The sequence below is a fragment of the Blautia sp. BCRC 81119 genome (assembly GCF_003184505.1).
In the GTDB taxonomy this organism is placed as follows: Bacteria; Bacillota; Clostridia; order Lachnospirales; family Lachnospiraceae; genus Blautia_A; species Blautia_A fusiformis.
Genome location: NZ_QJHD01000017.1, coordinates 38,063 through 59,691 on the forward strand (window position 1 = coordinate 38,063; position 21,629 = coordinate 59,691).

The 21,629-nt window shown below is 46.3% G+C and carries 18 protein-coding genes, 7 tRNA genes and 1 riboswitch; of the genes, 22 read left to right on the forward strand and 3 right to left on the reverse strand.

What is annotated here, in order from left to right:
• Positions 1–185: 185 nt before the first annotated feature.
• Positions 186–2,438 carry a PTS transporter subunit IIABC gene (locus DMI82_RS11060; protein ID WP_110103305.1) on the forward strand — a complete coding sequence of 751 codons (2,253 nt, stop codon included), beginning with the start codon at positions 186–188 and terminating at the stop codon, positions 2,436–2,438.
• Positions 2,439–2,677: 239 nt separating this feature from the next.
• A complete protein-coding gene (locus DMI82_RS11065; protein WP_110103339.1) occupies positions 2,678–3,505 on the forward strand; it encodes a PRD domain-containing protein in 828 nt (275 codons plus the stop codon).
• 28 nt (positions 3,506–3,533) lie between these two features.
• Here DMI82_RS11065 and DMI82_RS11070 read toward each other — a convergent pair whose 3' ends face one another.
• Positions 3,534–4,412, reverse strand: a complete 879-nt coding sequence (locus tag DMI82_RS11070) for a LysR family transcriptional regulator (protein ID WP_110103306.1) — start codon at positions 4,410–4,412, stop codon at positions 3,534–3,536.
• Between the two features lie 166 nt (positions 4,413–4,578).
• On the opposite strand from DMI82_RS11070, the gene DMI82_RS11075 reads away from it, so the two are divergent.
• Both DMI82_RS11075 and DMI82_RS11080 read left to right on the forward strand, forming a co-directional pair.
• On the forward strand, positions 4,579–5,226 hold the full coding sequence (locus DMI82_RS11075) for a YoaK family protein (protein WP_110103340.1): 648 nt from the start codon (positions 4,579–4,581) through the stop codon (positions 5,224–5,226).
• Positions 5,227–5,241: 15 nt separating this feature from the next.
• A complete protein-coding gene (locus DMI82_RS11080; protein ID WP_186582391.1) occupies positions 5,242–5,997 on the forward strand; it encodes a DUF4866 domain-containing protein in 756 nt (251 codons plus the stop codon).
• Between the two features lie 96 nt (positions 5,998–6,093).
• On the opposite strand, the gene DMI82_RS11085 is transcribed toward DMI82_RS11080, so the two are convergent.
• The gene (locus DMI82_RS11085; RefSeq protein WP_110103308.1) at positions 6,094–7,422 is read right to left on the reverse strand and encodes a threonine/serine ThrE exporter family protein; all 1,329 of its coding nucleotides are present in this window, start codon (positions 7,420–7,422) and stop codon (positions 6,094–6,096) included.
• 321 nt (positions 7,423–7,743) lie between these two features.
• Here DMI82_RS11085 and pckA point away from each other — a divergent pair, with 321 nt between their 5' ends.
• The 11 genes from pckA (at position 7,744) to DMI82_RS11145 (ending at position 19,733) form a co-directional block, all read left to right on the forward strand.
• Positions 7,744–9,348 (forward strand): phosphoenolpyruvate carboxykinase (ATP), encoded by a 1,605-nt coding sequence (gene pckA / locus DMI82_RS11090; RefSeq protein WP_015526024.1) that lies wholly within the window; start codon positions 7,744–7,746, stop codon positions 9,346–9,348.
• 296 nt (positions 9,349–9,644) lie between these two features.
• A riboswitch (NiCo riboswitch) is annotated at positions 9,645–9,774 on the forward strand.
• 201 nt (positions 9,775–9,975) lie between these two features.
• Positions 9,976–10,905 carry a cation diffusion facilitator family transporter gene (locus DMI82_RS11100; RefSeq protein ID WP_110103310.1) on the forward strand — a complete coding sequence of 310 codons (930 nt, stop codon included), beginning with the start codon at positions 9,976–9,978 and terminating at the stop codon, positions 10,903–10,905.
• A gap of 305 nt (positions 10,906–11,210) precedes the next feature.
• Positions 11,211–11,414: a hypothetical protein gene (locus DMI82_RS11105; RefSeq protein WP_022426534.1), complete on the forward strand. Its 204-nt coding sequence runs from the start codon at positions 11,211–11,213 to the stop codon at positions 11,412–11,414.
• A gap of 112 nt (positions 11,415–11,526) precedes the next feature.
• A complete protein-coding gene (locus tag DMI82_RS11110) occupies positions 11,527–11,859 on the forward strand; it encodes a rhodanese-like domain-containing protein (RefSeq protein ID WP_015526020.1) in 333 nt (110 codons plus the stop codon).
• 126 nt (positions 11,860–11,985) lie between these two features.
• Positions 11,986–12,528 (forward strand): phosphodiesterase, encoded by a 543-nt coding sequence (gene yfcE / locus DMI82_RS11115; protein WP_022426532.1) that lies wholly within the window; start codon positions 11,986–11,988, stop codon positions 12,526–12,528.
• Complete coding sequence (locus DMI82_RS11120) at positions 12,525–13,682, forward strand: THUMP domain-containing class I SAM-dependent RNA methyltransferase (protein ID WP_021650290.1); 1,158 nt, start codon at positions 12,525–12,527, stop codon at positions 13,680–13,682. Before yfcE ends, DMI82_RS11120 begins: the two co-directional genes overlap by 4 nt.
• Positions 13,679–14,263, forward strand: coding sequence for an XTP/dITP diphosphatase (locus tag DMI82_RS11125; RefSeq protein ID WP_110103311.1), 585 nt, complete (start codon positions 13,679–13,681; stop codon positions 14,261–14,263). The genes DMI82_RS11120 and DMI82_RS11125 overlap by 4 nt, the downstream gene beginning before the upstream one ends.
• On the forward strand, positions 14,260–14,739 hold the full coding sequence (locus DMI82_RS11130) for a metallophosphoesterase family protein (RefSeq protein ID WP_021650292.1): 480 nt from the start codon (positions 14,260–14,262) through the stop codon (positions 14,737–14,739). Before DMI82_RS11125 ends, DMI82_RS11130 begins: the two co-directional genes overlap by 4 nt.
• A 238-nt stretch (positions 14,740–14,977) precedes the next feature.
• Complete coding sequence (locus DMI82_RS11135) at positions 14,978–15,559, forward strand: hypothetical protein (RefSeq protein ID WP_110103312.1); 582 nt, start codon at positions 14,978–14,980, stop codon at positions 15,557–15,559.
• Positions 15,556–17,187, forward strand: a complete 1,632-nt coding sequence (locus DMI82_RS11140) for a GH3 family domain-containing protein (RefSeq protein WP_110103313.1) — start codon at positions 15,556–15,558, stop codon at positions 17,185–17,187. Before DMI82_RS11135 ends, DMI82_RS11140 begins: the two co-directional genes overlap by 4 nt.
• 2 nt (positions 17,188–17,189) lie before the next feature.
• Positions 17,190–19,733 (forward strand): histidine kinase N-terminal 7TM domain-containing diguanylate cyclase/phosphohydrolase, encoded by a 2,544-nt coding sequence (locus DMI82_RS11145; protein ID WP_110103314.1) that lies wholly within the window; start codon positions 17,190–17,192, stop codon positions 19,731–19,733.
• A gap of 68 nt (positions 19,734–19,801) precedes the next feature.
• On the opposite strand, the gene DMI82_RS11150 is transcribed toward DMI82_RS11145, so the two are convergent.
• Positions 19,802–20,575, reverse strand: a complete 774-nt coding sequence (locus DMI82_RS11150) for a hypothetical protein (protein WP_110103315.1) — start codon at positions 20,573–20,575, stop codon at positions 19,802–19,804.
• Positions 20,576–20,837: 262 nt separating this feature from the next.
• Between DMI82_RS11150 and DMI82_RS11155 the strand changes: the two genes are divergently transcribed.
• The 7 genes from DMI82_RS11155 (at position 20,838) to DMI82_RS11185 (ending at position 21,493) form a co-directional block, all read left to right on the forward strand.
• Positions 20,838–20,912, forward strand: a tRNA-Pro gene (locus tag DMI82_RS11155).
• Between the two features lie 27 nt (positions 20,913–20,939).
• Positions 20,940–21,010 (forward strand) — tRNA-Gly (locus DMI82_RS11160).
• Between the two features lie 18 nt (positions 21,011–21,028).
• Positions 21,029–21,102: transfer RNA gene (locus DMI82_RS11165), tRNA-Arg, on the forward strand.
• 5 nt (positions 21,103–21,107) lie between these two features.
• Positions 21,108–21,181 (forward strand) — tRNA-His (locus DMI82_RS11170).
• Positions 21,182–21,191: 10 nt separating this feature from the next.
• Positions 21,192–21,263: transfer RNA gene (locus tag DMI82_RS11175), tRNA-Gln, on the forward strand.
• A gap of 10 nt (positions 21,264–21,273) precedes the next feature.
• A tRNA-Lys gene (locus DMI82_RS11180) sits at positions 21,274–21,346 on the forward strand.
• Positions 21,347–21,413: 67 nt separating this feature from the next.
• A tRNA-Leu gene (locus tag DMI82_RS11185) sits at positions 21,414–21,493 on the forward strand.
• Positions 21,494–21,629 lie beyond the last annotated feature (136 nt).

Below are 21,629 nucleotides of genomic sequence, written 5' to 3' on the forward strand. Positions count from 1 at the left end.
AAATTACTCCTTGACACAGAAGAACAAAACCCGTATAGTGTATTTCAGATTTGGTGTGTAACTGATAAGCAGGCATTAACCAGTCATAAATGTTATTATTTGACGTTTATGGGGGTTGGTGTCTTTTTTTGTTGCCCACTTAAAAGACTCCCGCTCCAAAACGTCGAAAGAAAAGGAGAGAAAACATGAAAGACAAGATTTTCGGAGTTTTGCAGCGAGTGGGACGTTCCTTTATGCTTCCCATAGCAATCCTTCCTGTGGCAGGCCTGCTTCTTGGATTCGGCAGTTCCTTCACAAATGAAACAACCATTGCAACCTACGGACTTCAGAAGATTCTGGGAGACGGAACGATTTTACATGCACTCCTGATCATTATGAACAAAGTCGGAAGCGCGGTATTTGATAACCTGCCGCTGATCTTTGCAGTAGGTGTGGCCATCGGTATGGCAAAAAAAGAGAAAGAGGTAGCAGCTCTTTCTGCACTGATCGCTTACTTCGTTATGAATGTAGCCATCAATGGTATGCTGGTAGTAAATGGTAAGATCACAGCAGACGGACAGATCGCAAAAAGCGTTCTGGAAGGTACTGTAACCTCTGTCTGCGGCATCCAGTCCTTACAGATGGGTGTGTTTGGCGGTATCATCGTCGGCCTTGGTGTTGCGGCTTTGCATAACCGTTTTCATAAGATCGTGCTTCCAAACGCACTTTCCTTCTTCGGCGGTTCCAGATTTGTGCCCATCATTTCCACCATTGTATATATGTTTGTGGGAATCCTGATGTATTTCGTATGGCCGGCAGTCCAGAACGGTATTTATGCTCTGGGCGGTCTTGTAACAGGCAGCGGCTATATCGGAACTCTGATCTTCGGTATTATCAAACGTGCGCTGATCCCCTTCGGACTTCATCACGTATTTTATATGCCATTCTGGCAGACAGCCGTTGGCGGGACTATGGAGGTTGCAGGCCAGATGGTACAGGGCGGACAGAACATCTTTTTCGCCCAGCTTGCAGATTCCGCAAATGTAGCGCATTTCAGCGCAGATGCAACAAGATATTTTTCCGGAGAGTTCATTTTCATGATCTTCGGTCTTCCGGGAGCAGCTCTTGCCATGTACCGCTGTGCAAAGCCTGAGAAGAAAAAAGCAGCAGGCGGACTTCTTCTTTCCGCAGCCCTTGCATGTATGCTTACAGGAATCACAGAGCCACTGGAGTTCTCTTTCCTGTTTGTAGCTCCTGCATTGTTTGCGGTACAGGTTGTTCTTGCAGGCGCGGCTTATATGATCGCACATATGCTGAACATTGCAGTAGGACTTACCTTTTCCGGAGGTTTCCTTGATCTGTTCCTGTTCGGGATCCTTCAGGGAAATGCAAAGACAAGCTGGCTCAGGATTATCCCGGTAGGTATCATTTACTTTATTCTCTATTATGTGATCTTCACCTTCCTGATCAAAAAGTTCAACTTCAAGACTCCGGGACGTGAGGATGACGACACAGAAACAAAGCTTTATACAAAAGCAGATGTAAACGCGAGAAAAGAAGCCGGAAAAGCCGGTGAAGCAGCAGGAAGCACATCCGCAGATCCGGTAAGTGAAGCCATCACAGCCGGTCTTGGCGGAAAGAAAAACATCAGTGATGTGGACTGCTGTGCAACAAGACTCCGTATCACCGTCCATGATGCAGCAAGAGTTAACGACGACATTCTGAAAACAACAGGCTCCAGAGGAATCGTGAAAAAAGGCCAGGGCGTGCAGATCATCTACGGTCCGCAGGTAACTGTGATCAAATCCAAGCTGGAGGATTATCTGGAGACAGCGCCGAATGAATATTTTGAAGGTGCAAATGAGAAAGAAACAGACAATGCGGAAAATCAGGCTCAGTCTGATACAGAGCGTACAGCAGAAAGTACAGGTGAGGCTGCTCAGAACACAGCTCCGACATCCGAAGCCAACATGCAGCCGGAGAAAAAGGTTCTCAGAACAGCGATTGTCTACAGCCCGGTAACCGGTATCGCTGCAGACCTTTCCACAGCGCCGGATGAAGGCTTTGCGGAAGGAATGATGGGAGAGGGTGCTGTAGTCACACCGAAGGACCCGGTGATCTGTGCTCCGGAAGACGGCGAGGTAGAGTTTATTTTTGACACAAAGCATGCCATCGGATTCCAGACAGATACAGATCTTCCTATGCTCCTCCATATCGGCATTGACACTGTAAAGCTGGAAGGAAAAGGCTTCGAGATCCTGGTAGAGCAGGGACAGCATGTAAAAAAAGGCGAGCCGTTGATGAAGATTGACATCCCGTATCTTACAGAAAACGCTCCGTCCTTATGTTCTCCGATCCTTTGCACAGAGATCGAGGATAATCAGAGAGTACGCCTTCTTGCCAATGGAGAGATCAAGGCAGGAGAGCCGCTGTTCGCAGTAGAGACTGTGGAAGAATAGGAAATTTTTCAGCAATAATATAGAAGATTGGTTTTGTGAAAAGCGCGCCTAATGCCCGGGCGCGCTTTTCCTGTGGCAAAGAAAATAACTGTCTGTCAGAAGGACTTTACACAAAAGAAAGATTCTGTTACGATAAAGAAAATCAACAGCTGCAGACAAAAATGTCGACTGAAAATCCGGGGCAGACAGTGGTGGAATGTGGAAAAGCAGCAGGATATATAAAAATGGTGGGGAAAAAGATGTACAGAGTGAGCAAGGTATTAAACAATAACGGCATCATTGCCATAAATATGGAAGAAAACCAGGAATATGTACTTCTGGGAAAAGGTGTGGGATTTGGAAAGAAGGTCAGCCAGCGTTTTGAGGCTTCGGCAGACTGTACTATTTACAGGCTGGCTCAGGAGACAGAACGTGGCTCAGCAAAAGAACTGGCAAAGAGCGTAGCACCGGAATTTCTGGAGATCGCAGATGAGATATTGAGAGAAGCTGAGAAGACCTTTGGGGATACCATAGACAGAAGGATCCTGTTTCCCCTTGCTGATCATATTTCCTTTGCAGTGGGACGTATCCGGAATCATGAGCAGATCAGCAATCCTCTGACTGATGATATCAAGGTGCTTTTTTACAGCGAATTCAAGGTGGCGGAGGTATTGAAGAAGATCCTGAAGGAGCGGATGGATATTGAGATCGACGAGCATGAGGTGGGATATGTGGCACTTCATATTCACTCAGCACTTGGAGATGAAAAGGTGTCTGTTGCCATGCAGACAGCAAGAACGGTACGGGAATGCATCGCCATGATCGAGATGGCCACAGGAAGAAAGATCGATGTGATCTCCCTGTCCTACAACCGTATGATGAACCATATCAAATATATGGTAGCCCGTGTCTCCACAGGGGAGACACTGAAGCTGGATATGAATGAATATATAGAAGAAAAATATCCGGAATCCTACAGGATCGCAGAGGATGTCTGCGAGAGTCTGGGCAAAAGCCTTGGGAAAAAGCTGGACCCTATCGAGATTGGTTATCTTGCCATGCATATTGAGCGGACAGTGGAGCAATAAATATAAATGGCTGATCCGCCTCAGGGATTTACACAATAAATTCAATAGCTTTTTTGACAGCAGTACTCATGGCAGTACTGCTGTTTGTGACTAAGCAGACCTCTCTCTGAGGGAGCGGCTCCTTAAGCTGAAGGGCAAAAATCTTCCCGTCATTGATCACTTCCCGTGCAAGGGGCTCGGGGTAAAAGCCGATTCCCAGATTGTGGACGATCATGGGAAGGACCTGGTCTGTAGTTGCTGCCTCGATGTCAGGATGAAAAGAAACACGGTTTTCCATAAAGTAATTCATATACATTTCTCTGGTGCTGGTCCCTTCCGCAAGACCTACAAAGGGCAGATCCTGAAGCTCATGGATGCTGATAGGGGCAGTGGTCAGATCCTTATATTTGCTTCCGCATACAAGGATCTCCCGGTAACGCAGGAGACTTTTTTTCTGTAAAGGTTTGCGGATGGAGATCGGAGTGGTGACAATAGCGAAATCCACCGCATAATTTTTCAGTGCCTGTACTGCCTGAGGAGTAGAATGGTTAAAGAGGCGCAGGCGAACATGGGGATATTGCTCGCGGAACAGCTCCAGCTTTTCCAGAAGGATCAGACGCAGGGCATTTTCGCTGGCGCCGATGGAAACCAGACCATGCTCCAGCTCTCCGTTCTGGCGGATCTCCTCCTCGCCTAGGGACAGCTGCTCAAAAGCCAGGGCAACGTGTTCATAAAGCTGGCGGCCTTCCGGTGTAAGTGCGATTCCTTTGTTGGAGCGGAGAAAGAGCGTACATTTCAGCTCCTGCTCCAGGTTGTTCATACAGCGGGTGATATTTGGCTGATTGTTGTGAAGAGCTCTTGCTGCCTTGGTAAAGCTCTTATACTGGGCTACATAATAAAAGATCCGGTAGTAGTCGTAAGTGATCATGTATTGTCTCCATCCTGTGATATGATTTTAATATGTTTACGATATTAATAATACTTTTTACATTTGCTTCTGAGCAAACTATAATACACCCGAGGAAAAAAATCAATGACAGGAGTGATTTAGAGTGGTTTCAGGAGGCAGAAAGCTGCAGAGCGCAGACCGGCAGATGTCAGAAGCTTTTATCACAAGTGTATTTCTGGCAATGTCCGGCGGATTTCAGGATGCCTACACATACTTTACAAGAGATGAGGTGTTTTCCAACGCCCAGACAGGCAACGTGGTTCTGATGAGCCAAAATTTTATGACAGGACAGTGGGGAGAGGGCTTAAGGTACCTGTTCCCTGTTTTAGCCTTTGCCATTGGTGTTGTAGCGGCGGAGCGGATCCAGAGTACCTTTAAATATGCAAAAAAACTTCACTGGAGGCAGATGATCCTGCTGATCGAGATCCTGATCCTTTTTGCGGTGGGATTTATGCCGGGAGAATTGGATATGCTGGCAACCGTACTGGTATCCTTTTCCTGCGCCATGCAGGTACAGACCTTCCGGAAGGTGGGTGGTTATTCCTATGCAAGCACCATGTGCATTGGAAATTTACGAAGCGGCACGGCGGCGTTGTCCGTGTATTGTCGTGAAAAACGTCCGGAACAGTTGAAGCAGGCTCTTTATTATTTCGGAATAATTTTCTTTTTTGCCATTGGAGCCGGCGGCGGAGGAAATCTGTCCATGAGGCTGGGGATCCCGGCAATCTGGGTATCGGATGTTTTGCTTCTGCTCAGCTTTATTCTGATGTTTTCCAGTAAACATAGAGATTAGAAAGGGTGAGGAATTGTGGAAAACAGCACATTATTCCCAAGAGAGGAAAAGGCGGAGCTTTTATTTGAAAAGATCCTGAAGGATCCGGAGGCGTGCAGACGGCTGACGGAGACCTTCTATGAATCCATGGATGCGGATACAGACATAGAATGCGGATATCTTCCTCCGGAAAAATTCGCCTATGCATTGCTGGACGCATATAAAAACCGTGATCTGACAGCTCTCCTTATGGCGATCTGCCAGAACAGTATGTTTGATCTTCTGCGAAATTCTTTTCTGGCACCGTTCAGGTTCAATGCAGATGGACAGGAGAATCCGGTGTTTCTCACAGATGAAAACGGAAATTTTCTGCGGGAAAAGGGAATCCATGTAAGTGACAGGGATTACGACCGGTTCCGCAGGATATACAGGGAGAAACCTGGTGTAAAGATGTATCTGGCGTATGGCTATCGGAAGCGCCATTCCTATGATGAAGCTACCATGGAAGTTGAAGAGTATAAAATGGGCGAACATATCGGTGTGCTGCTGGTGTATGAGCTTCCGGACAGCATAAAGGAAAAGGAAACGGAGGCACAGGCCTATGCGGCTGTATGGGATATCATGATGGCAATTCAGAAGAAGCTTCCAAGAGCCTTTGTGTATTATGGGCAGGATTCTGTGGAGGATGGTGGCAAACGTTATGACGGACTGGGCGTTTTTCTACCCATCCATAAATTTGCGGACCGCCTGGAAAAAATGATCGGGATTGCTGATGAGATCGTAATGAAATAGAATGTACAAAAAAAGGACTGCTTTTGTATTGCTCCGGTTATCAGAAGGATAGCTGATGACCGGAAGCTACAGAAAGCAGTCCTTTTTGTATGCCCGTCAGGTGCAGTAGCGGAACATTTTGTCCGTAAGGATCCTGGCGAAAATAAGGCCCAGGGGAAGAGCAACGATGATCAGGATCGCAGCTGCAAACCAGGAGGCGGAAACATTCAGGGACATGATCCCCAGATTGTAGATTGCCCGGTAGAGATAAAGTCCGGGAACCATGATCACAATGGATGGCACGGTAATGGAAATCCTGGGATATCCCACTTTGGTTTTAATGAGGGAGGCCAGAAGTCCGGCTGTCAGTGCTCCGAAAAAAGCCGCGGCAGCAGGTGGGAAACCGGCAAGATCAACAAGCTCCAGACGCAAAGTGTTGGACAGTGCGCCGATGAAGGCGGCAGCTGCGGCTAGACGGACAGGGCTGTTGAACATGACCGAAAAGCCGAATACCCCGCAGAAGCTTGCCAGAAGCCGGAACAGGATCCTCTGAGCTGCCGAAAGCTCCAGAGGCAGGAAATCCACAGGCTTCAGATGAAGAAGCAGTGCCATCAGCCAGGCAGAGACAGCAGCCACCATTACAACAATAATGGCGTAGGCCAGTCGTTCCAGACCGGAACGCATATCCAGCTTGGCAAGGTCGATCCCGCTTGTGATAAACGGAAAGCCCGGAATGATAAACAGCATGGAACAGATGTACCCGGCCTCATGCTGGACGGAAATGTGGAACAGAAGCTCTGCCAGCTTCAGGAAGCCTGCATATACAAGACAGGCGGAGGAAACAGAAACTGCAATGCACATAAACAGAGTAAAATGATGCTTGCCAAGCTTGCAGCGGATGGCGTTTCCGATGCCTGCGCCTGCAAAAGCCAGGATCATTTCCAGCGGGCCACCGCCCAGAAGAAAAGTAAATGCACCACAGGCCAGTGCAGAAGCCAGTCCCAGGGCGGCAGGGGAATAAAGCCCGTGGATCCGCTCGATCTCATCTAACTGACTGTGCAGTGCTTCACCGCTCATATGGATACCCTCCGCAGGAAAATCACTGACAAAATGTTCCAGCCTGTTCAGTCTGGAAGTATTTACGCCGGTGGTAGTCAGACTAAGTGCATGGGAAAAACTGCTCTCACCGTCAAAGCAGGTGTAGCTTATAGACATCAGTCCGATATCTGCGGAACAGGTGATACCAAGTGCTTCTGACAATGTATTCATGGAACTCCGTACCCGCCAGGCACCGGTCCCACAGGAGAGAAGCATCATGCCTGTACGGCCGATCAGGGAAGCTTTTTCGGAAAGAGAAGCTTCGGTAATGGGCTGGCTGTTCTTGGTACTTACGTAGTTGTGCCAAGGGATTTCCATATGATTACGTTTGATCAGAATATCTGACATAGAAATCACTTCTTTCTATATATTAAAATCATATAGTTACTATTATAAATATATATAATAACTATAATCAGATATATTGTAGCCATTATTCTGAAAAAGTCAAGTATAGATGGAGTAAAATCTGACAGTACCAAAACGTCACTGTTAAAGATTTATCATTTTTTTGCGGAAAATGAATTTTTTTGGTTGCTTTTACGTACAATTTATGTATAATTGTGGATAGGGATGTTGGAATGACCAATTCCTATGGCAGGATGACAAAAACCTGCAGCAGTAGGTGGCTATCATAATTACTATTAAAGAAGAGAGGTAAATGTTAAGATGGCAAAAATCGATTTAACAAAGTATGGTATTACCGGAACAACTGAGATCGTGTACAATCCTTCCTACGAGACATTATTTGAGGAAGAGACCAAACCGGAGCTTGAAGGATTTGAGAAGGGTCAGGTCAGTGAGCTTGGTGCTGTCAATGTAATGACAGGTATCTACACAGGACGTTCCCCTAAAGACAAATATATCGTTATGGATGAGAACTCCAAGGACACAGTTTGGTGGACATCCGATGAGTACAAGAACGATAACCATCCGGCAACTCAGGAAGCATGGAATGCAGTTAAAGATCTTGCCAAGAAGGAGCTTTCCAACAAGAAACTTTTCGTAGTAGATGCATTCTGCGGAGCTAACAAAGACACACGTATGGCTATCCGTTTCATCGTTGAGGTTGCATGGCAGGCACACTTCGTAACAAACATGTTCATTCAGCCGACAGCTGAGGAGCTTGAGAACTTTGAGCCGGATTTCGTTGTTTACAACGCATCCAAGGCTAAAGTTGAGAACTACAAAGAATTAGGACTTAACTCTGAGACAGCTGTAATGTTCAACATTACAAGCCGTGAGCAGGTTATCGTTAATACATGGTACGGCGGAGAGATGAAGAAAGGTATGTTCTCCATGATGAACTACTATCTGCCGCTGAAGGGCATCGCTTCCATGCACTGCTCTGCAAACACAGACCTTAACGGAGAGAACACAGCAATCTTCTTCGGTCTTTCCGGAACAGGTAAGACAACACTTTCCACAGATCCTAAGCGTCTTCTGATCGGTGATGACGAGCATGGCTGGGATGACAACGGAGTATTCAACTTCGAGGGTGGATGCTACGCTAAGGTTATCAACCTTGACAAAGAGTCTGAGCCGGACATCTACAATGCGATCAAGAGAAACGCTCTTCTTGAGAACGTAACACTTGATGCTGAGGGCAAGATCGACTTCGCTGACAAGAGCGTAACAGAGAACACACGTGTTTCTTATCCGATCAACCACATCGAGAACATTGTTCGCCCTGTATCTTCTGCACCGGCAGCGAAAGAGGTTATCTTCCTGTCCGCAGATGCATTCGGCGTACTTCCTCCAGTATCTATCCTGACACCGGAGCAGACACAGTACTACTTCCTTTCCGGATTCACAGCTAAGCTTGCTGGTACAGAGCGTGGAATCACAGAGCCTACTCCTACATTCTCCGCATGCTTCGGACAGGCATTCCTTGAGCTTCATCCGACAAAATATGCTGAGGAGCTCGTTAAGAGAATGGAGAAGAGTGGTGCGAAAGCATACCTCGTTAACACAGGATGGAATGGAACTGGAAAACGTATCTCCATCAAAGATACTCGTGGTATCATCGATGCTATCCTTGACGGATCTATCCTTAAAGCTCCGACAAAGAAGATCCCATTCTTCAACTTCGAGGTTCCGACAGAGCTTCCGGGCGTAGATCCTGCAATCCTTGACCCACGTGACACATATGCAGATGCTGCAGAGTGGGAGACAAAGGCTAAAGATCTTGCTGCAAGATTCGTTAAGAACTTTGCTAAATATGAAGGAAATGCAGCTGGTAAAGCACTCGTTGCAGCTGGCCCGCAGGCATAATCAGTCATTCCAACTGAATACAGATCGTAGACTTAACCGGGAGCGGATTTATCCGCTCCCGGTTTTTTGACAAACAACTGAGGATTTATTATTTGATATAGAACTGTGCAGTGCGAAGCATGTTTCCAGACATGGAATAAACAGAAAGTTGAAGATATCTACCTGTAAAATAAAAAACTTTGGCTTGACTAACAAAGGACATATGGTGTATCCTTTCTGAGAAGTTAAGCGGGAGACCAGTAAGACTGTAAAAATTCTCTTTGCACTGCATTACATTCGAACAGGATGCGAGATCAACAGTACAAACTGAGCAGGCGATGCTTTTCGGAATCGAAAATATTAATCCGAAGGCATGGGGCCGGGCCGCAGGAAGCGGCAGCGGATATGGAATGTGACTTTGCTTTCAGACATATCTGCGGGACAGTGTATGTTTCGCAGGTATGTCTTTTTTACTGCAAAAATATGGATGGTACAGATGGTAGAAGTTGAGGTATCCATATATATAAAAGAAAGAACACCGGCGGAAAATCGCACTGCAGCGAGTAGTGAAGGAACCGCCGGTTTTTTCACGGAAAATGTTGTGCCATAAGAAGAACCTGATCATATATTTAAAAGGAGGTCCTGTTTATGGAACACACAGAAAACAAAACAATTATACATGATACAGAAAAAACAGCTTCATGGGAACAGCAGACAGCAATGAAGGTATCCGGGATCAGTATTCTGGTAAACCTTTTATTATCTGTATTTAAACTGATCGCAGGTATTGTGGCACATTCAGGAGCGATGATCTCGGATGCCATTCATTCTGCATCAGATGTGGGAAGCACCTTCATCGTAATTATCGGTGTCCGTCTTTCTACAAAGAAATCGGACAAAGAGCACCAGTACGGACATGAAAGAATGGAGTGTGTTTCTTCCATTGTCCTTGCAGGAATGCTGCTTGTCACTGGTCTCGGGATCGGAATTACCGGTGCCCGTGATATCGTAAAAAGCACATCCGGCGGAACCATTGCCATTCCGGGAACACTTGCACTGATTGCAGCAGTGGTATCCATTGTGGTAAAAGAGTGGATGTTCTGGTATACAAGAGGTGCTGCAAAGAAGATCAATTCAGGAGCCCTGATGGCAGATGCATGGCACCATCGTTCAGATGCACTTTCCTCTATCGGAGCGTTTGTCGGTATTTTAGGTGCAAGACTGGGATACCCGATCCTGGACCCGATCGCCAGTATCGTGATCTGCGTTATGATCGCCAAGGCATCGATCGACATTTTCAGGGATGCCATTGATAAGATGGTAGATCATTCCTGTGATGCAAAAACTGAGGAATCCATGAAGAGAGAGATCCTCAAGGTACCGGGCGTCAGAAGAGTAGACCTTCTTAAAACCCGTCTTTTCGGATCTAAGATGTATGTGGATATCGAGATCGCAGCAGATGGAAGTATTTCCCTTTTTGATGCACATGATATTGCGGAAAATGTACATCATACGATCGAGAATAAATTCAAAGATGTAAAGCACTGTATGGTGCATGTAAATCCGATCAACGGATAAAAAAACAAGCTGCCGGAGCGACTGTGATCGTCATCCGGCGGCTTGTTTTTGTATAGAGAAACACCCGGTAGGGGAGCTACCGGGTGTTTCGAGGGGAGTATAAATAATTAAATAAGGGGTTATGTAAAAAAAATTTTTGAAGGGTAAATTCTTTTTACAAGAATGATTATAATATAAACTGGAAAAAAAAGCAATATGATTTTGGCGAATAATCTCCAAACTTTTTGGGATACTATTTCCTGTAATAAAAAGCGGCAGAAAGCTTGGGAAAGCCGTAAAATCAACTTCATCAGGAGGTAATTCAAATGGCGAAAAATTACGAAACAGACAGAAATGAGTCTAATTATGCAGGAAAAAATCACGGGGAAAGTGCTTCCAGAAACTGCGGGAAAAACAGCTCTAAGAACAGTTCGGGAAATTCTTCCAGAAACAGTTCCAAAAGCAGCTACGGAAACAAAATTTCCGATGAATATGATTCTGAGAAGGACAGAGGCTCTGACAGATATTAAAGGATAAGAAAAGCGGGAAAAGTCAGAGATGGCTTTTCCCGCTTAAATACATATAAGGGAACATTCACCCGGAAGCTTCCATATAATATACCAAAAAGAGGAGATTTTTTCCATGTTTCAGATCGAAACTATCTCTGCAAAAATGCTGGATTATTATGTGGAGCGCAGCGACGCTGTTATCATAGATCTCCGGGATTCTGCCGCCTACAGAAGGGGACATGTCCGGAACGCGGTAAATATTCCATACAGAGAGCTGGAGGAATATCTTGAGAAAAAACAGGATCAGAAATATCGTTTTCCCAAAGATAAGCTGCTGATATTTTACTGCGACCGCGGCGGCGCCAGCATGCAGGCTGCCCGGAGCCTGGCAAGACAGGGCTGTCGTACCAGGTCCGTGATTGGTGGATTTGCAGCCTACAGAGGGAGAAATCTTGTGCGCGGATAAAAAAAACGGACAATATCAAATCAGATTGCGAATGCATATCTGTAACAAATCTTGTATTTTAAAGGAAATCATGATAATGTAAAGAACAGAGATAAAAACCAATACAAATTACAAGGAGAAAAGCTTATGAAATATATGTTTGCGTCCGATGTACATGGTTCGGCATATTACTGCCGGAAAATGCTGGAAGCATATGACAAGGAGAAGGCGGAGAGACTGGTGCTTCTGGGAGATCTGCTTTATCACGGACCAAGAAATGACCTTCCGAAGGAATACGCACCAAAGGAAGTCATCCGCCTTTTAAATGAGAGAAAAAACCAGATCTATGCAGTACGCGGAAACTGTGAGGCAGAGGTGGATCAGATGGTCCTGGACTTCCCGGTTATGGCAGATTACTGTATCCTTGCCATCGAAGGAAAAACGATGTACGCCACACACGGTCATATCTATAATAAGGATAATCTTCCGCCGATGATGGACGGAGACATTCTGATCCACGGTCATACACATGTGCTGAAGGCAGAAAATATGGGGAATTATATCCTTCTGAACCCAGGTTCCGTATCCATTCCAAAGGAAGGTAACCCGCCGACCTATGCAATTCTTGAGAACGGAATTTTTACCATTAAAGATTTTGAAGGAAATACAGTACGGGAGATCACTTTATGAATCTGTGGGAATTAACGGCGCCCTGTCATTTTGGAACAGAGGCGGTGCTGAAGCGTGAAATACTGGATCTTGGCTATGAAGTGACCAGGGTGGAAGACGGAAGAGTAACCTTTGAGGCTGATGCCCAGGGTGTGGCAGACGCCAATCTATTCCTTCGTACCACAGAACGTGTGCTTCTGAAAGTAGGCGAAGTAAAGGCCGAGACTTTTGATGAGCTTTTTGAAAAGACCAAGGCTCTCCCATGGGAGAATTACATACCGAAAAACGGTAAATTCTGGGTAGCCAAGGCAAACTCCATCAAAAGTAAGCTTTTCAGTCCATCTGATATCCAGTCCATTATGAAAAAAGCCATTGTAGAGCGTCTCAAAGGCATCTACGGGATTTCCTGGTTTCCGGAAGACGGTCCGGAATTTCCTATCCGTGTGGCCTTTATGAAAGACGTAGCTCTGATCGGAATCGACACTTCAGGAGTATCCCTCCATAAGAGAGGGTATCGCCAGATGACTGTCAAGGCACCTATCACCGAGACGCTTGCCAGCGCTCTTTTGATGCTCACCCCCTGGAAAAAGGATCGTATTCTTGTCGATCCGTTCTGCGGAAGCGGCACCTTTCCTATTGAGGCGGCAATGATGGCAGCGGATATGGCGCCGGGACTGAACCGTCATTTTCTGGCCGAGAGCTGGGAGCATCTGATCCCGAAGGAATGCTGGGAGGATGCAAGAGAAGAAGCCAGAGAACGTGTAAATCTTGATATTGAAACCGATATCCAGGGCTTTGATATCGATGCAGCTGCCATCAAGGCAGCACGCGCCAACGCAAAAATGGCAGGAGTGGACAGACTGATCCATTTCCAGCAGCGCCCGGTCAGTGAACTCCGCCATTCCAAACCCTTTGGTTTTATCGTGACAAATCCGCCATATGGTGAGCGGATCGAAGAAAAATCCAATCTCCCTGCATTGTACCGTGAGATCGGTGAAAGCTATAAGGGGCTGGATCGCTGGTCCATGTATCTGATCACTGCCTATGACAAGGCAGAGAATGACATCGGCCGAAAGGCAGATAAAAACCGTAAGATCTATAATGGAATGATGAAAACCTACTATTACCAGTTTCTTGGACCACGTCCGCCGAAGAAAGGAAGTATTAAAGAATGAAAAAGATCATTTTTGCTACCGGAAATGAGGATAAAATGAAGGAGATCCGAAGGATACTTGCGGATCCTTCTCTGGAGATCCTTTCCCTGAAGGATGCAGGGATCCATGCGGATATTGATGAAAATGGAAAAAGCTTTGAAGAAAATGCCATGATCAAGGCAGAAGCAATCAGTAAAATGACTGGCGAGATCGTTCTGGCAGATGATTCCGGTCTGGAGATCGACTATCTGAACAAAGAGCCGGGAATCTATTCCGCACGCTATATGGGTGAGGATACTTCTTATCATATTAAAAACGCAAACCTGATCCAGCGTCTGGAAGGTGTACCTGATGAGAAACGTACTGCACGTTTTGTATGTGCTATTGCGGCAGCTTTCCCGGATGGCAGAAGAAAGACAGTCCGTGCTGCCATGGAAGGCCGCATCGGCTACGAGGAAAAAGGGGAGAATGGCTTTGGCTATGACCCTATCTTTTATCTTCCGGAATATGGCTGTACTTCCGCAGAGCTTTCCATGGAAGAAAAGAACAGGATCAGCCATCGTGGAAAAGCTCTTTGCCTTATAAAGGAAGAGCTTGTATGAAGGTGCTGATCGTAAGCGATACTCACGGAAGAGATGAAAACCTGGAGATCGCGATAAATCGGGAGGCTCCTTTTGACATGCTGGTACATTGCGGAGACGTGGAAGGCAGAGAATTTTATATCGAAGCCCTTGCAGAATGTCCCTGCAGTATTGTGTCCGGAAATAATGATTTTTTCTCGGATCTTCCGAGAGAAGATGTGATCGAGGTCGAGGGAAATAAGATCCTGGTAACTCACGGTCATTACTACGGTGTATCCATGGCCTTTGATCAGCTGGCAGAAGCTGCCCGCTCAAGGGGATGCAATGCGGCTTTTTTCGGACATATCCACGTACCGGTTGTTGAAAAGGAAGCAGGTGTGCTTCTGGTAAATCCCGGAAGTCTGGCTTATCCCAGACAACGGGGACGCCGTCCAAGCTATGCAGTAATGGAGACAGATGGAAAGGGCGAAATGCACGTAGAGATCCGTTACCTCTGATTCCGGCAGAAAAAACAAATAAACTGTCATAATTGATAAAATTTGTGCCAATATTCAGCATATATTAGTCAAAAACGATTGCGAAAGTCAGCTATGTGCTATATAATGAACAAGTAGTTGTTTTCTAGTAATATAGAGCATTCTTTAGGGTACTGACCATGAATGGGTCTCGTTCCTGAGAATGCAGCAGAGCGGAATGAGAAGGTCCGCTTTACATAAATGAAGGGGGAAAATACGCATGACTGCGGTTATTATAGGAAGTATCGGCTTTTTATGCTGCTTCCTGTATGATCATAACAGTATCCGACTGAAAAAAAGCTTTCTCCACCCGTTTTTTAGCATAGGATGTTTCCTGATCGCAGTGTCAACAGGTCTGGTGATCCGGAACTGCTGGCCGCGGCGGGGAAGTTCTTTTTTTATTTCTGCTGTTTTTCTGGCAGCAGCGCTCCTGTTTCTGGGACTGTTGATCTATACATTGTTTTTTGCGCTGCCCTTTGATGAGACATATGTCAAAGAAAATCATGAAAGGCTGGCCTATACAGAGGGTGTTTATGCACTCTGCCGACATCCTGGCGTTCTGTGGTTCGCCGGATTTTATTTTTGCCTGGCCGGATTTCTGGGATCCGGGAAGGCAATGGGGGCTTTTGGGGTCCTTATTGTGTGGAACATATTGTACATTTTTTACCAGGACAGGATCGTGTTTCCGGAAACATTCAGTAATTACGGAGCGTATCAGCAGACAACTCCCTTTCTGATCCCAGACCGAAACAGTACAGCTGCCTGCATAAAAACATGGCGAAAAGGGGGGAAAAGGCGGTGAGTCTTGGCGAAAAGCTTCGAAAACAGCAGTATGATGCTATCTGGAAAGAATATTGCGGATTTCTTGATCTGACAATGCAGGATTACATGAAGATCCAGAATCGCCTGATGGAAGAGCAGATCCAGCTCTGGTCAGACTGTGAACTGGGCAAAAGCATTCTGAAGGGCAGGAGACCATCCGGGATCGACGAGTTCCGTCGGCTGGTACCTCTTACCACTTATGAGGATTATGCGGATATGCTCCTCCAGAAGAGAAGTGAAACTCTTCCGGGGAATCCGATCATCTGGATACAGACGACCTGGGAAGGCGGACGCCATCCGATAAAGGTAGCACCATACACAAGAAGTATGCTGGATACCTACAGGAACAATGTAGTTGCCTGCCTCATATTAGCTACAAGCCGTGAAAAGGGCAAATTTGATGTGGAGGAAACGGACAAGATCCTTTACGGACTGGCACCGCTGCCTTTTGCTACCGGCCTTTTTCCACTGGCGCTGAAAGAAGATATCGACATCCGTTTTCTTCCGGAAGTGGAAGATGCGGTAAATATGAGCTTTGGTGAGCGGAATAAAGAGGGCTTCAAGATGGCCATGAAACAGGACGTGGAATTTTTCTTCGGACTTGGAAGTGTGGCCTATGCAGTAAGCCAGAGCCTCACCGGAAGCGTATCATCAGGAAAAAGCAAAATCTCCTTTTCGGAACTTCTACAGTATAAACCAAAGATGCTGAAAAGGATTCTGAATGCCAAAAAGATCTGTAAGAAGGAGAAACGGGAGCTTCTTCCGAAAGACCTTTTTCAACTGAAGGGATTTATGGTGGCAGGAACCGACAACCAGTGCTATAAGGATGATCTGGAGGAAATGTGGGGAGTTCGGCCCATGGAGCTTTTTGCAGGAACGGAACCTTCCATTATAGGAACCGAGACCTGGACCAGGAACGGAATGTACTTTTTCCCGGATACCTGCTTTTATGAATTTATCACCGAAAAGGATATGCTCCATAATTATGAGGATCCCACGTTCACTCCTCCGACCTATCTTATGGATGAGGTTGTTCCCGGGGAGAAATATGAGCTTGTGATCACTGTGTTGAAGGGCGGAGCCTTTGCCAGGTACCGTGTGGGAGATATGTATCGGTGCGTGGGTCTTACCAACCAGGAGGATCGGACACAGATCCCAAGATTTGAGTACATAGACCGTGTTCCGTGGATCATTGATATCGCAGGCTTTACCAGGATTTCGGAAAACGGTATCAAAAGTGTGATCCAGCTGTCCGGGCAGCCGGTTACGGATTGGATCGCAGTGAAAGAATATAATGAGAAAAAACGCCCATATCTGCATCTTTATATAGAAGTAAAAAAAGAAGCGCTGATGTATCAGGCTATGAGCACGGATATTCTGAAAGAACTTCTGACCACGTATTTCAAATATATCGATCAGGATTACCGGGATCTGAAGAAAATCCTGGGAATGGATCCCCTTGTGGTGACCATCCTGCGCTGTGGTACCTTTCATCTGTATGAGTCCAGAAAAGGACGGAAACCACGGCATATGAGCACTCCTTATTATGAGGTGGCGGAACTTTTGAGACTGCAGGATGAGATCGGATTCGGGAATATGAGGAAGTAACTATGGAAAGCTATATATCATTTTCAATCATTTCAGTTTTTTTCTATACATTTATGATACTGACTCTTCTGGCTGGTAAGCGCAGCCGGATCATCAACAGTTTCATGTGTGTGCTGGGAGGAATGCTCTGCTGGACGCTGGGCTCTTTTCTGATGCGTATGGAAGCAGGCCCCTCTTACATCCTGTGGTATTATGTGTCTCTGGCAGGAATCCTGTTTCTGCCATATTTTTACTATGTGTTCATCAGCGAATTCATGGGAGTGCGTATGGGCAGAAAAAGCAAGATCCCATTGTTTTTGATGATGCTGCTTTTTGCGATCAATATCCCGGGCGGGATCATCCTGCGCTGGCCGGATCTGATCCGTAAAAACGGTGGTGCGCATTTTGTTTATAAGATCACACCCTGGTTCCTTCTGTTCTTTGTGGTGGCAGGGATCACCATTATCCAGATCTTTATCACCATGTACCGCGGATGCCGGAGACATCCCGGATACCGCAAACAGATCGAACCGATCCTTGTGGGGATACTGATCATTTTTGTGGGAAACCTTGCGCTGGCAGTGCCGGCATTTTCCGGATTCCCCATCGATATTGTCAGCGGCCTGATCAATGCTGTCCTGATGCTTTATGCACTGACCAGAAGACGGCTGTTCCAGATGCGCCGTCTTGCGTCAGATGGGGTTTGCTTTGGTGTGGGCGTGGTCCTGACGGTAGTACTGTTTATCAATCTTTCACCGTACCTGATGAGCTATATCCGAATGCTGCTCCCTGCAGCCAGTGAGTATCATGTGCTGATCTTTTCTTTTGTTTTTCTCATATCTGCATGGCTGGTCACCGTGCTGTGGAAATGTCTGATGAACAATGTTTTTATCAAAAAAGAGATCCAGCAGTCTCAGGAGCTGAAAGATTTCAGCCAGTCGGTTTCCAGGACACTCCGGGTAGGAGAGATCCTGCGCAATACGGTAAATGTGCTGAAGGAAACTACCAATGCAGGACGGATCTATATTTGTCTGAAGGACAAAAAATCAGGGGAATATCAGGCAGTTTACAGTGACCGTCCATTAAATGATCTGGCCTTTTCACTGAAAGCAGATAATCCGGTGGTCACCTGGCTTACCAGAAATGAGGACTGTGTGGTGATCCGGGATTTTCGTTCTTCCACAGCCTACAAATCCATGTGGGAGTCGGAAAAACATATGTTTTCAGAGCTGGGTATCGAATACTGTGCAGGTCTTCGACAAAATGATGATCTGGCCGGGATCATTGCGATTTCCGGTGACGGACACAGGAATCTGAACCATAATGACCTTGCCATGCTGTCTTCGGTCAGCTCAGTAGCTTCCATTGCCATCAAAAATGCCAGACTTTATGAGGCGGCATGGACTGAGGCAAGGACCGATGAACTGACGGGCCTTCTGAACCGGAAATATTTTTATGAGATCCTGGATGAGGAATACGAAAAAAATAAAGAGGGTTCGCTTGCATTGATCCTGTTCAATATTGATGATTTCAAGCTGTACAATCAGCTGTACGGAAATCAGCAGGGAGATGTTGCACTTCGAAAGGTGGCAGATATCATCCAGGCAAGTGTGGGAGAACAGGGATATGTGGCACGTCACAGTGCCAAGGAATTTGCGGTCCTGATGCCAAATTACGATATTTTTTCCGCCAGAAATCTGGCAGAATCCATACAGAAGCAGATCCTGCATATGCGCAACGATTCTGCAGACTACAAGCTGAAGATCCTTACGGTAAGCGTGGGGATCAGTGCGGCGCCTTATGCGGCACGCTCAGCAAAGGAGCTCCTGGATAATGCGGATCTGGCAGTATATCATGTAAAGCGCAGCGGTAAAAACGGCATCGAGATTTTTGACACCATGCTGAAGGAAAGCCTGGATGAAGAAAATGCTGGTAAGAAATCCGATCATGAACATATTTATCAGTCCTATGAATCCACGATCTATGCGCTGACTGCAGCCATTGATACCAAAGATCATTATACCTTCGGACATTCCAACAATGTGGCTTATTACGCAACAAGTCTTGCGAAGGCGCTGAACTATACAACGGAAATGGTGGAGATCATCCGTCAGGCGGCGCTTCTTCATGATGTTGGAAAGATCGGGATCCCGGAGCATATCCTGAATAAAGAAGGCAAGCTTACGGATGAAGAGTATGAGATCATGAAAGGTCATGTGGAAGCGTCCATCGGGATCATCCGTCACCTTCCGTCGCTGGATTATGTTATCCCTGCGGTTATCGGTCATCACGAACGTTATGACGGAAACGGCTATCCAAGGAGGATCGCGGGAGAAGATATCCCGGCATCTGCAAGGATCCTCTGCATCGCAGATTCCTTTGATGCCATGACATCCAAACGTTGTTATAAAGAACTGATGCCAGCGGAAAAAGCTCTTCGGATCATAAGAGAAGAGGAAGGAAAACAGTTCGATCCGGATATGGCGGAGGTATTTATCCACATATTTCGGGAAGGAAAGATCCATCTGGCAGAACCGGCGGAGTTGAAACGGGAAGAAAAAGCATAAAGAATATTAAGATTACGGGTCTGACAAGCTATGTCAGACCCGTTTTTGTGAAGAATATGAAGAAAGCTTTATTTATCATCTCCGGTAAGGCGAAGTACATCCCGGATCTCATCCACATTCATATCCAGGATCACGGCAAGCTCATCAATGGTGAATTTGGTGGCGTCATCATCGTCTGTGAGTTCTTTAACCGCAGCCTCCAGGTTTTCTACCTTGGATACCAGATAGTCGTCACGGAATTTCTGCTGTGTCTGTTCCTCGATGGCATGAAGGATCCCACTGCGGATACGACCACGCATCCAGGTATCGTTTTTTTCCTGTGGGTCAGTCTCTTTGAGAGACGCCAGAAGGGCCAGATTTGCCTCCTGAATGAGATCGGCCAGGTGGATTTCCTCACAGTTCAGTTCAGCGGCCATCTGGGCTGCCTGAGCCATGTAGAACTGTGTCAGTGCACCTTCGGCAACAGTGTCTCCCTTTGCAAAGGCCTGAAAGAGGGACGCAAGATCATCCGGATCAAGTCCTTCCGGGGAAAAGCTTTCCATATAGTCACTGAGATAAGCCTGTTCCTCGGCAGTAAGAGCAGCACGGGTACCCGGAAGCTCGTCCTTGTCGCTGGATTCGGATGAAACAGCATCTGCTCTGGCAGCGCTGGCAGCTTCATCGGCGCCTTCGATGGTGATCCCCTTTAATTTGAGATACTGCAGGATCTTTACAAGCTGTGAAGTGCTCAGATCCGATTCATCGAAATGGTCACGGATCTGCTGCTGGGAGAGCTGCTTATTGTTTTCCTCAGCGATGGCACAGATGTCATTAAGCTTCTGCTGAAATAATTTTATATCCATGTAAAAACATCTCCTTATTATTTGCTTTTTTTCTTGACTTTAATTATGGTTTCATGATACCATAAGCCAGTCGCAAATGACAAGAAAACCTTTAAATAGGCGGAAAAAACGTGAAAAAAAGTTTTTTTAAAAAAATTCAAAAAAGGTGTTGACATTTGTAGATTGCTATAATATAATATCACTTGTCGTCAGGCAGGAAACGAAAACGAAACACAAACGAAGACGACAACAACTTAATAAAAACCATAAGTAAATGGTACATCGGGGTGTGGCTCAGCTTGGCTAGAGCGCCTGGTTTGGGACCAGGAGGCCGCAGGTTCGAATCCTGTCACCCCGACTGCTGTAAACTTATTACCGCAAGCATGCGGGTGTAGTTCAATGGTAGAACACCAGCCTTCCAAGCTGGATACGTGGGTTCGATTCCCATCACCCGCTTCTCTGAGAAGAGAGCATGTGTCTGTAGCTCAGCTGGATAGAGCAACGGCCTTCTAAGCCGTGGGTCGGGGGTTCGAATCCCTTCAGGCACGTTGTGGTGGGTATAGCGCAGTTGGTTAGCGCGCCAGATTGTGGCTCTGGAGGCCCAGGGTTCGAATCCCTGTATCCACCCTTCGCCCATTGGGCTATCGCCAAGCGGTAAGGCACAGCACTTTGACTGCTGCATTCGCTGGTTCGAATCCAGCTAGCCCAGTCCTTTTTATGGGGTATTAGCTCAGTCGGTAGAGCACTTGACTTTTAATCAAGTTGTCCGGGGTTCGAATCCCCGATGCCTCATTAGCGGAAAGCATTTGCTTTCCGTTATTTTTTTATCATCAGACAGGATGAAAATATAATTGAATATGCGGATATGGCGGAATTGGCAGACGCGCTGGTTTTAGGTACCAGTGGGCAACCGTGCAGGTTCAAGTCCTGTTATCCGCATTAGAAAAGAGAGAGACTTTCTGTAAATTTTGAATTTATGGAAGGTCTTTTTTATTATGGACACTTATGTAACATCCAGGACAGAAATGCTACAGATCATGAGCAATATGTCTGTAGCATTCTTACTATAGAAATT

What these genes read in the sequence shown, in the direction of transcription:
- DMI82_RS11070 (WP_110103306.1), bottom strand. Translation starts at nt 4,412, where the DNA reads ATGATCACTTACGACTACTACCGGATCTTTTATTATGTAGCCCAGTAT.
- DMI82_RS11075 (WP_110103340.1), top strand. Translation starts at nt 4,579, where the DNA reads ATGTCAGAAGCTTTTATCACAAGTGTATTTCTGGCAATGTCCGGCGGA.
- DMI82_RS11105 (WP_022426534.1), top strand. Translation starts at nt 11,211, where the DNA reads ATGGCGAAAAATTACGAAACAGACAGAAATGAGTCTAATTATGCAGGA.
- DMI82_RS11100 (WP_110103310.1), top strand. Translation starts at nt 9,976, where the DNA reads ATGGAACACACAGAAAACAAAACAATTATACATGATACAGAAAAAACA.
- DMI82_RS11150 (WP_110103315.1), bottom strand. Translation starts at nt 20,575, where the DNA reads ATGGATATAAAATTATTTCAGCAGAAGCTTAATGACATCTGTGCCATC.
- DMI82_RS11110 (WP_015526020.1), top strand. Translation starts at nt 11,527, where the DNA reads ATGTTTCAGATCGAAACTATCTCTGCAAAAATGCTGGATTATTATGTG.
- DMI82_RS11065 (WP_110103339.1), top strand. Translation starts at nt 2,678, where the DNA reads ATGTACAGAGTGAGCAAGGTATTAAACAATAACGGCATCATTGCCATA.
- DMI82_RS11060 (WP_110103305.1), top strand. Translation starts at nt 186, where the DNA reads ATGAAAGACAAGATTTTCGGAGTTTTGCAGCGAGTGGGACGTTCCTTT.
- pckA (WP_015526024.1), top strand. Translation starts at nt 7,744, where the DNA reads ATGGCAAAAATCGATTTAACAAAGTATGGTATTACCGGAACAACTGAG.
- DMI82_RS11120 (WP_021650290.1), top strand. Translation starts at nt 12,525, where the DNA reads ATGAATCTGTGGGAATTAACGGCGCCCTGTCATTTTGGAACAGAGGCG.
- DMI82_RS11145 (WP_110103314.1), top strand. Translation starts at nt 17,190, where the DNA reads ATGGAAAGCTATATATCATTTTCAATCATTTCAGTTTTTTTCTATACA.
- DMI82_RS11125 (WP_110103311.1), top strand. Translation starts at nt 13,679, where the DNA reads ATGAAAAAGATCATTTTTGCTACCGGAAATGAGGATAAAATGAAGGAG.
- DMI82_RS11135 (WP_110103312.1), top strand. Translation starts at nt 14,978, where the DNA reads ATGACTGCGGTTATTATAGGAAGTATCGGCTTTTTATGCTGCTTCCTG.
- DMI82_RS11085 (WP_110103308.1), bottom strand. Translation starts at nt 7,422, where the DNA reads ATGTCAGATATTCTGATCAAACGTAATCATATGGAAATCCCTTGGCAC.
- yfcE (WP_022426532.1), top strand. Translation starts at nt 11,986, where the DNA reads ATGAAATATATGTTTGCGTCCGATGTACATGGTTCGGCATATTACTGC.
- DMI82_RS11130 (WP_021650292.1), top strand. Translation starts at nt 14,260, where the DNA reads ATGAAGGTGCTGATCGTAAGCGATACTCACGGAAGAGATGAAAACCTG.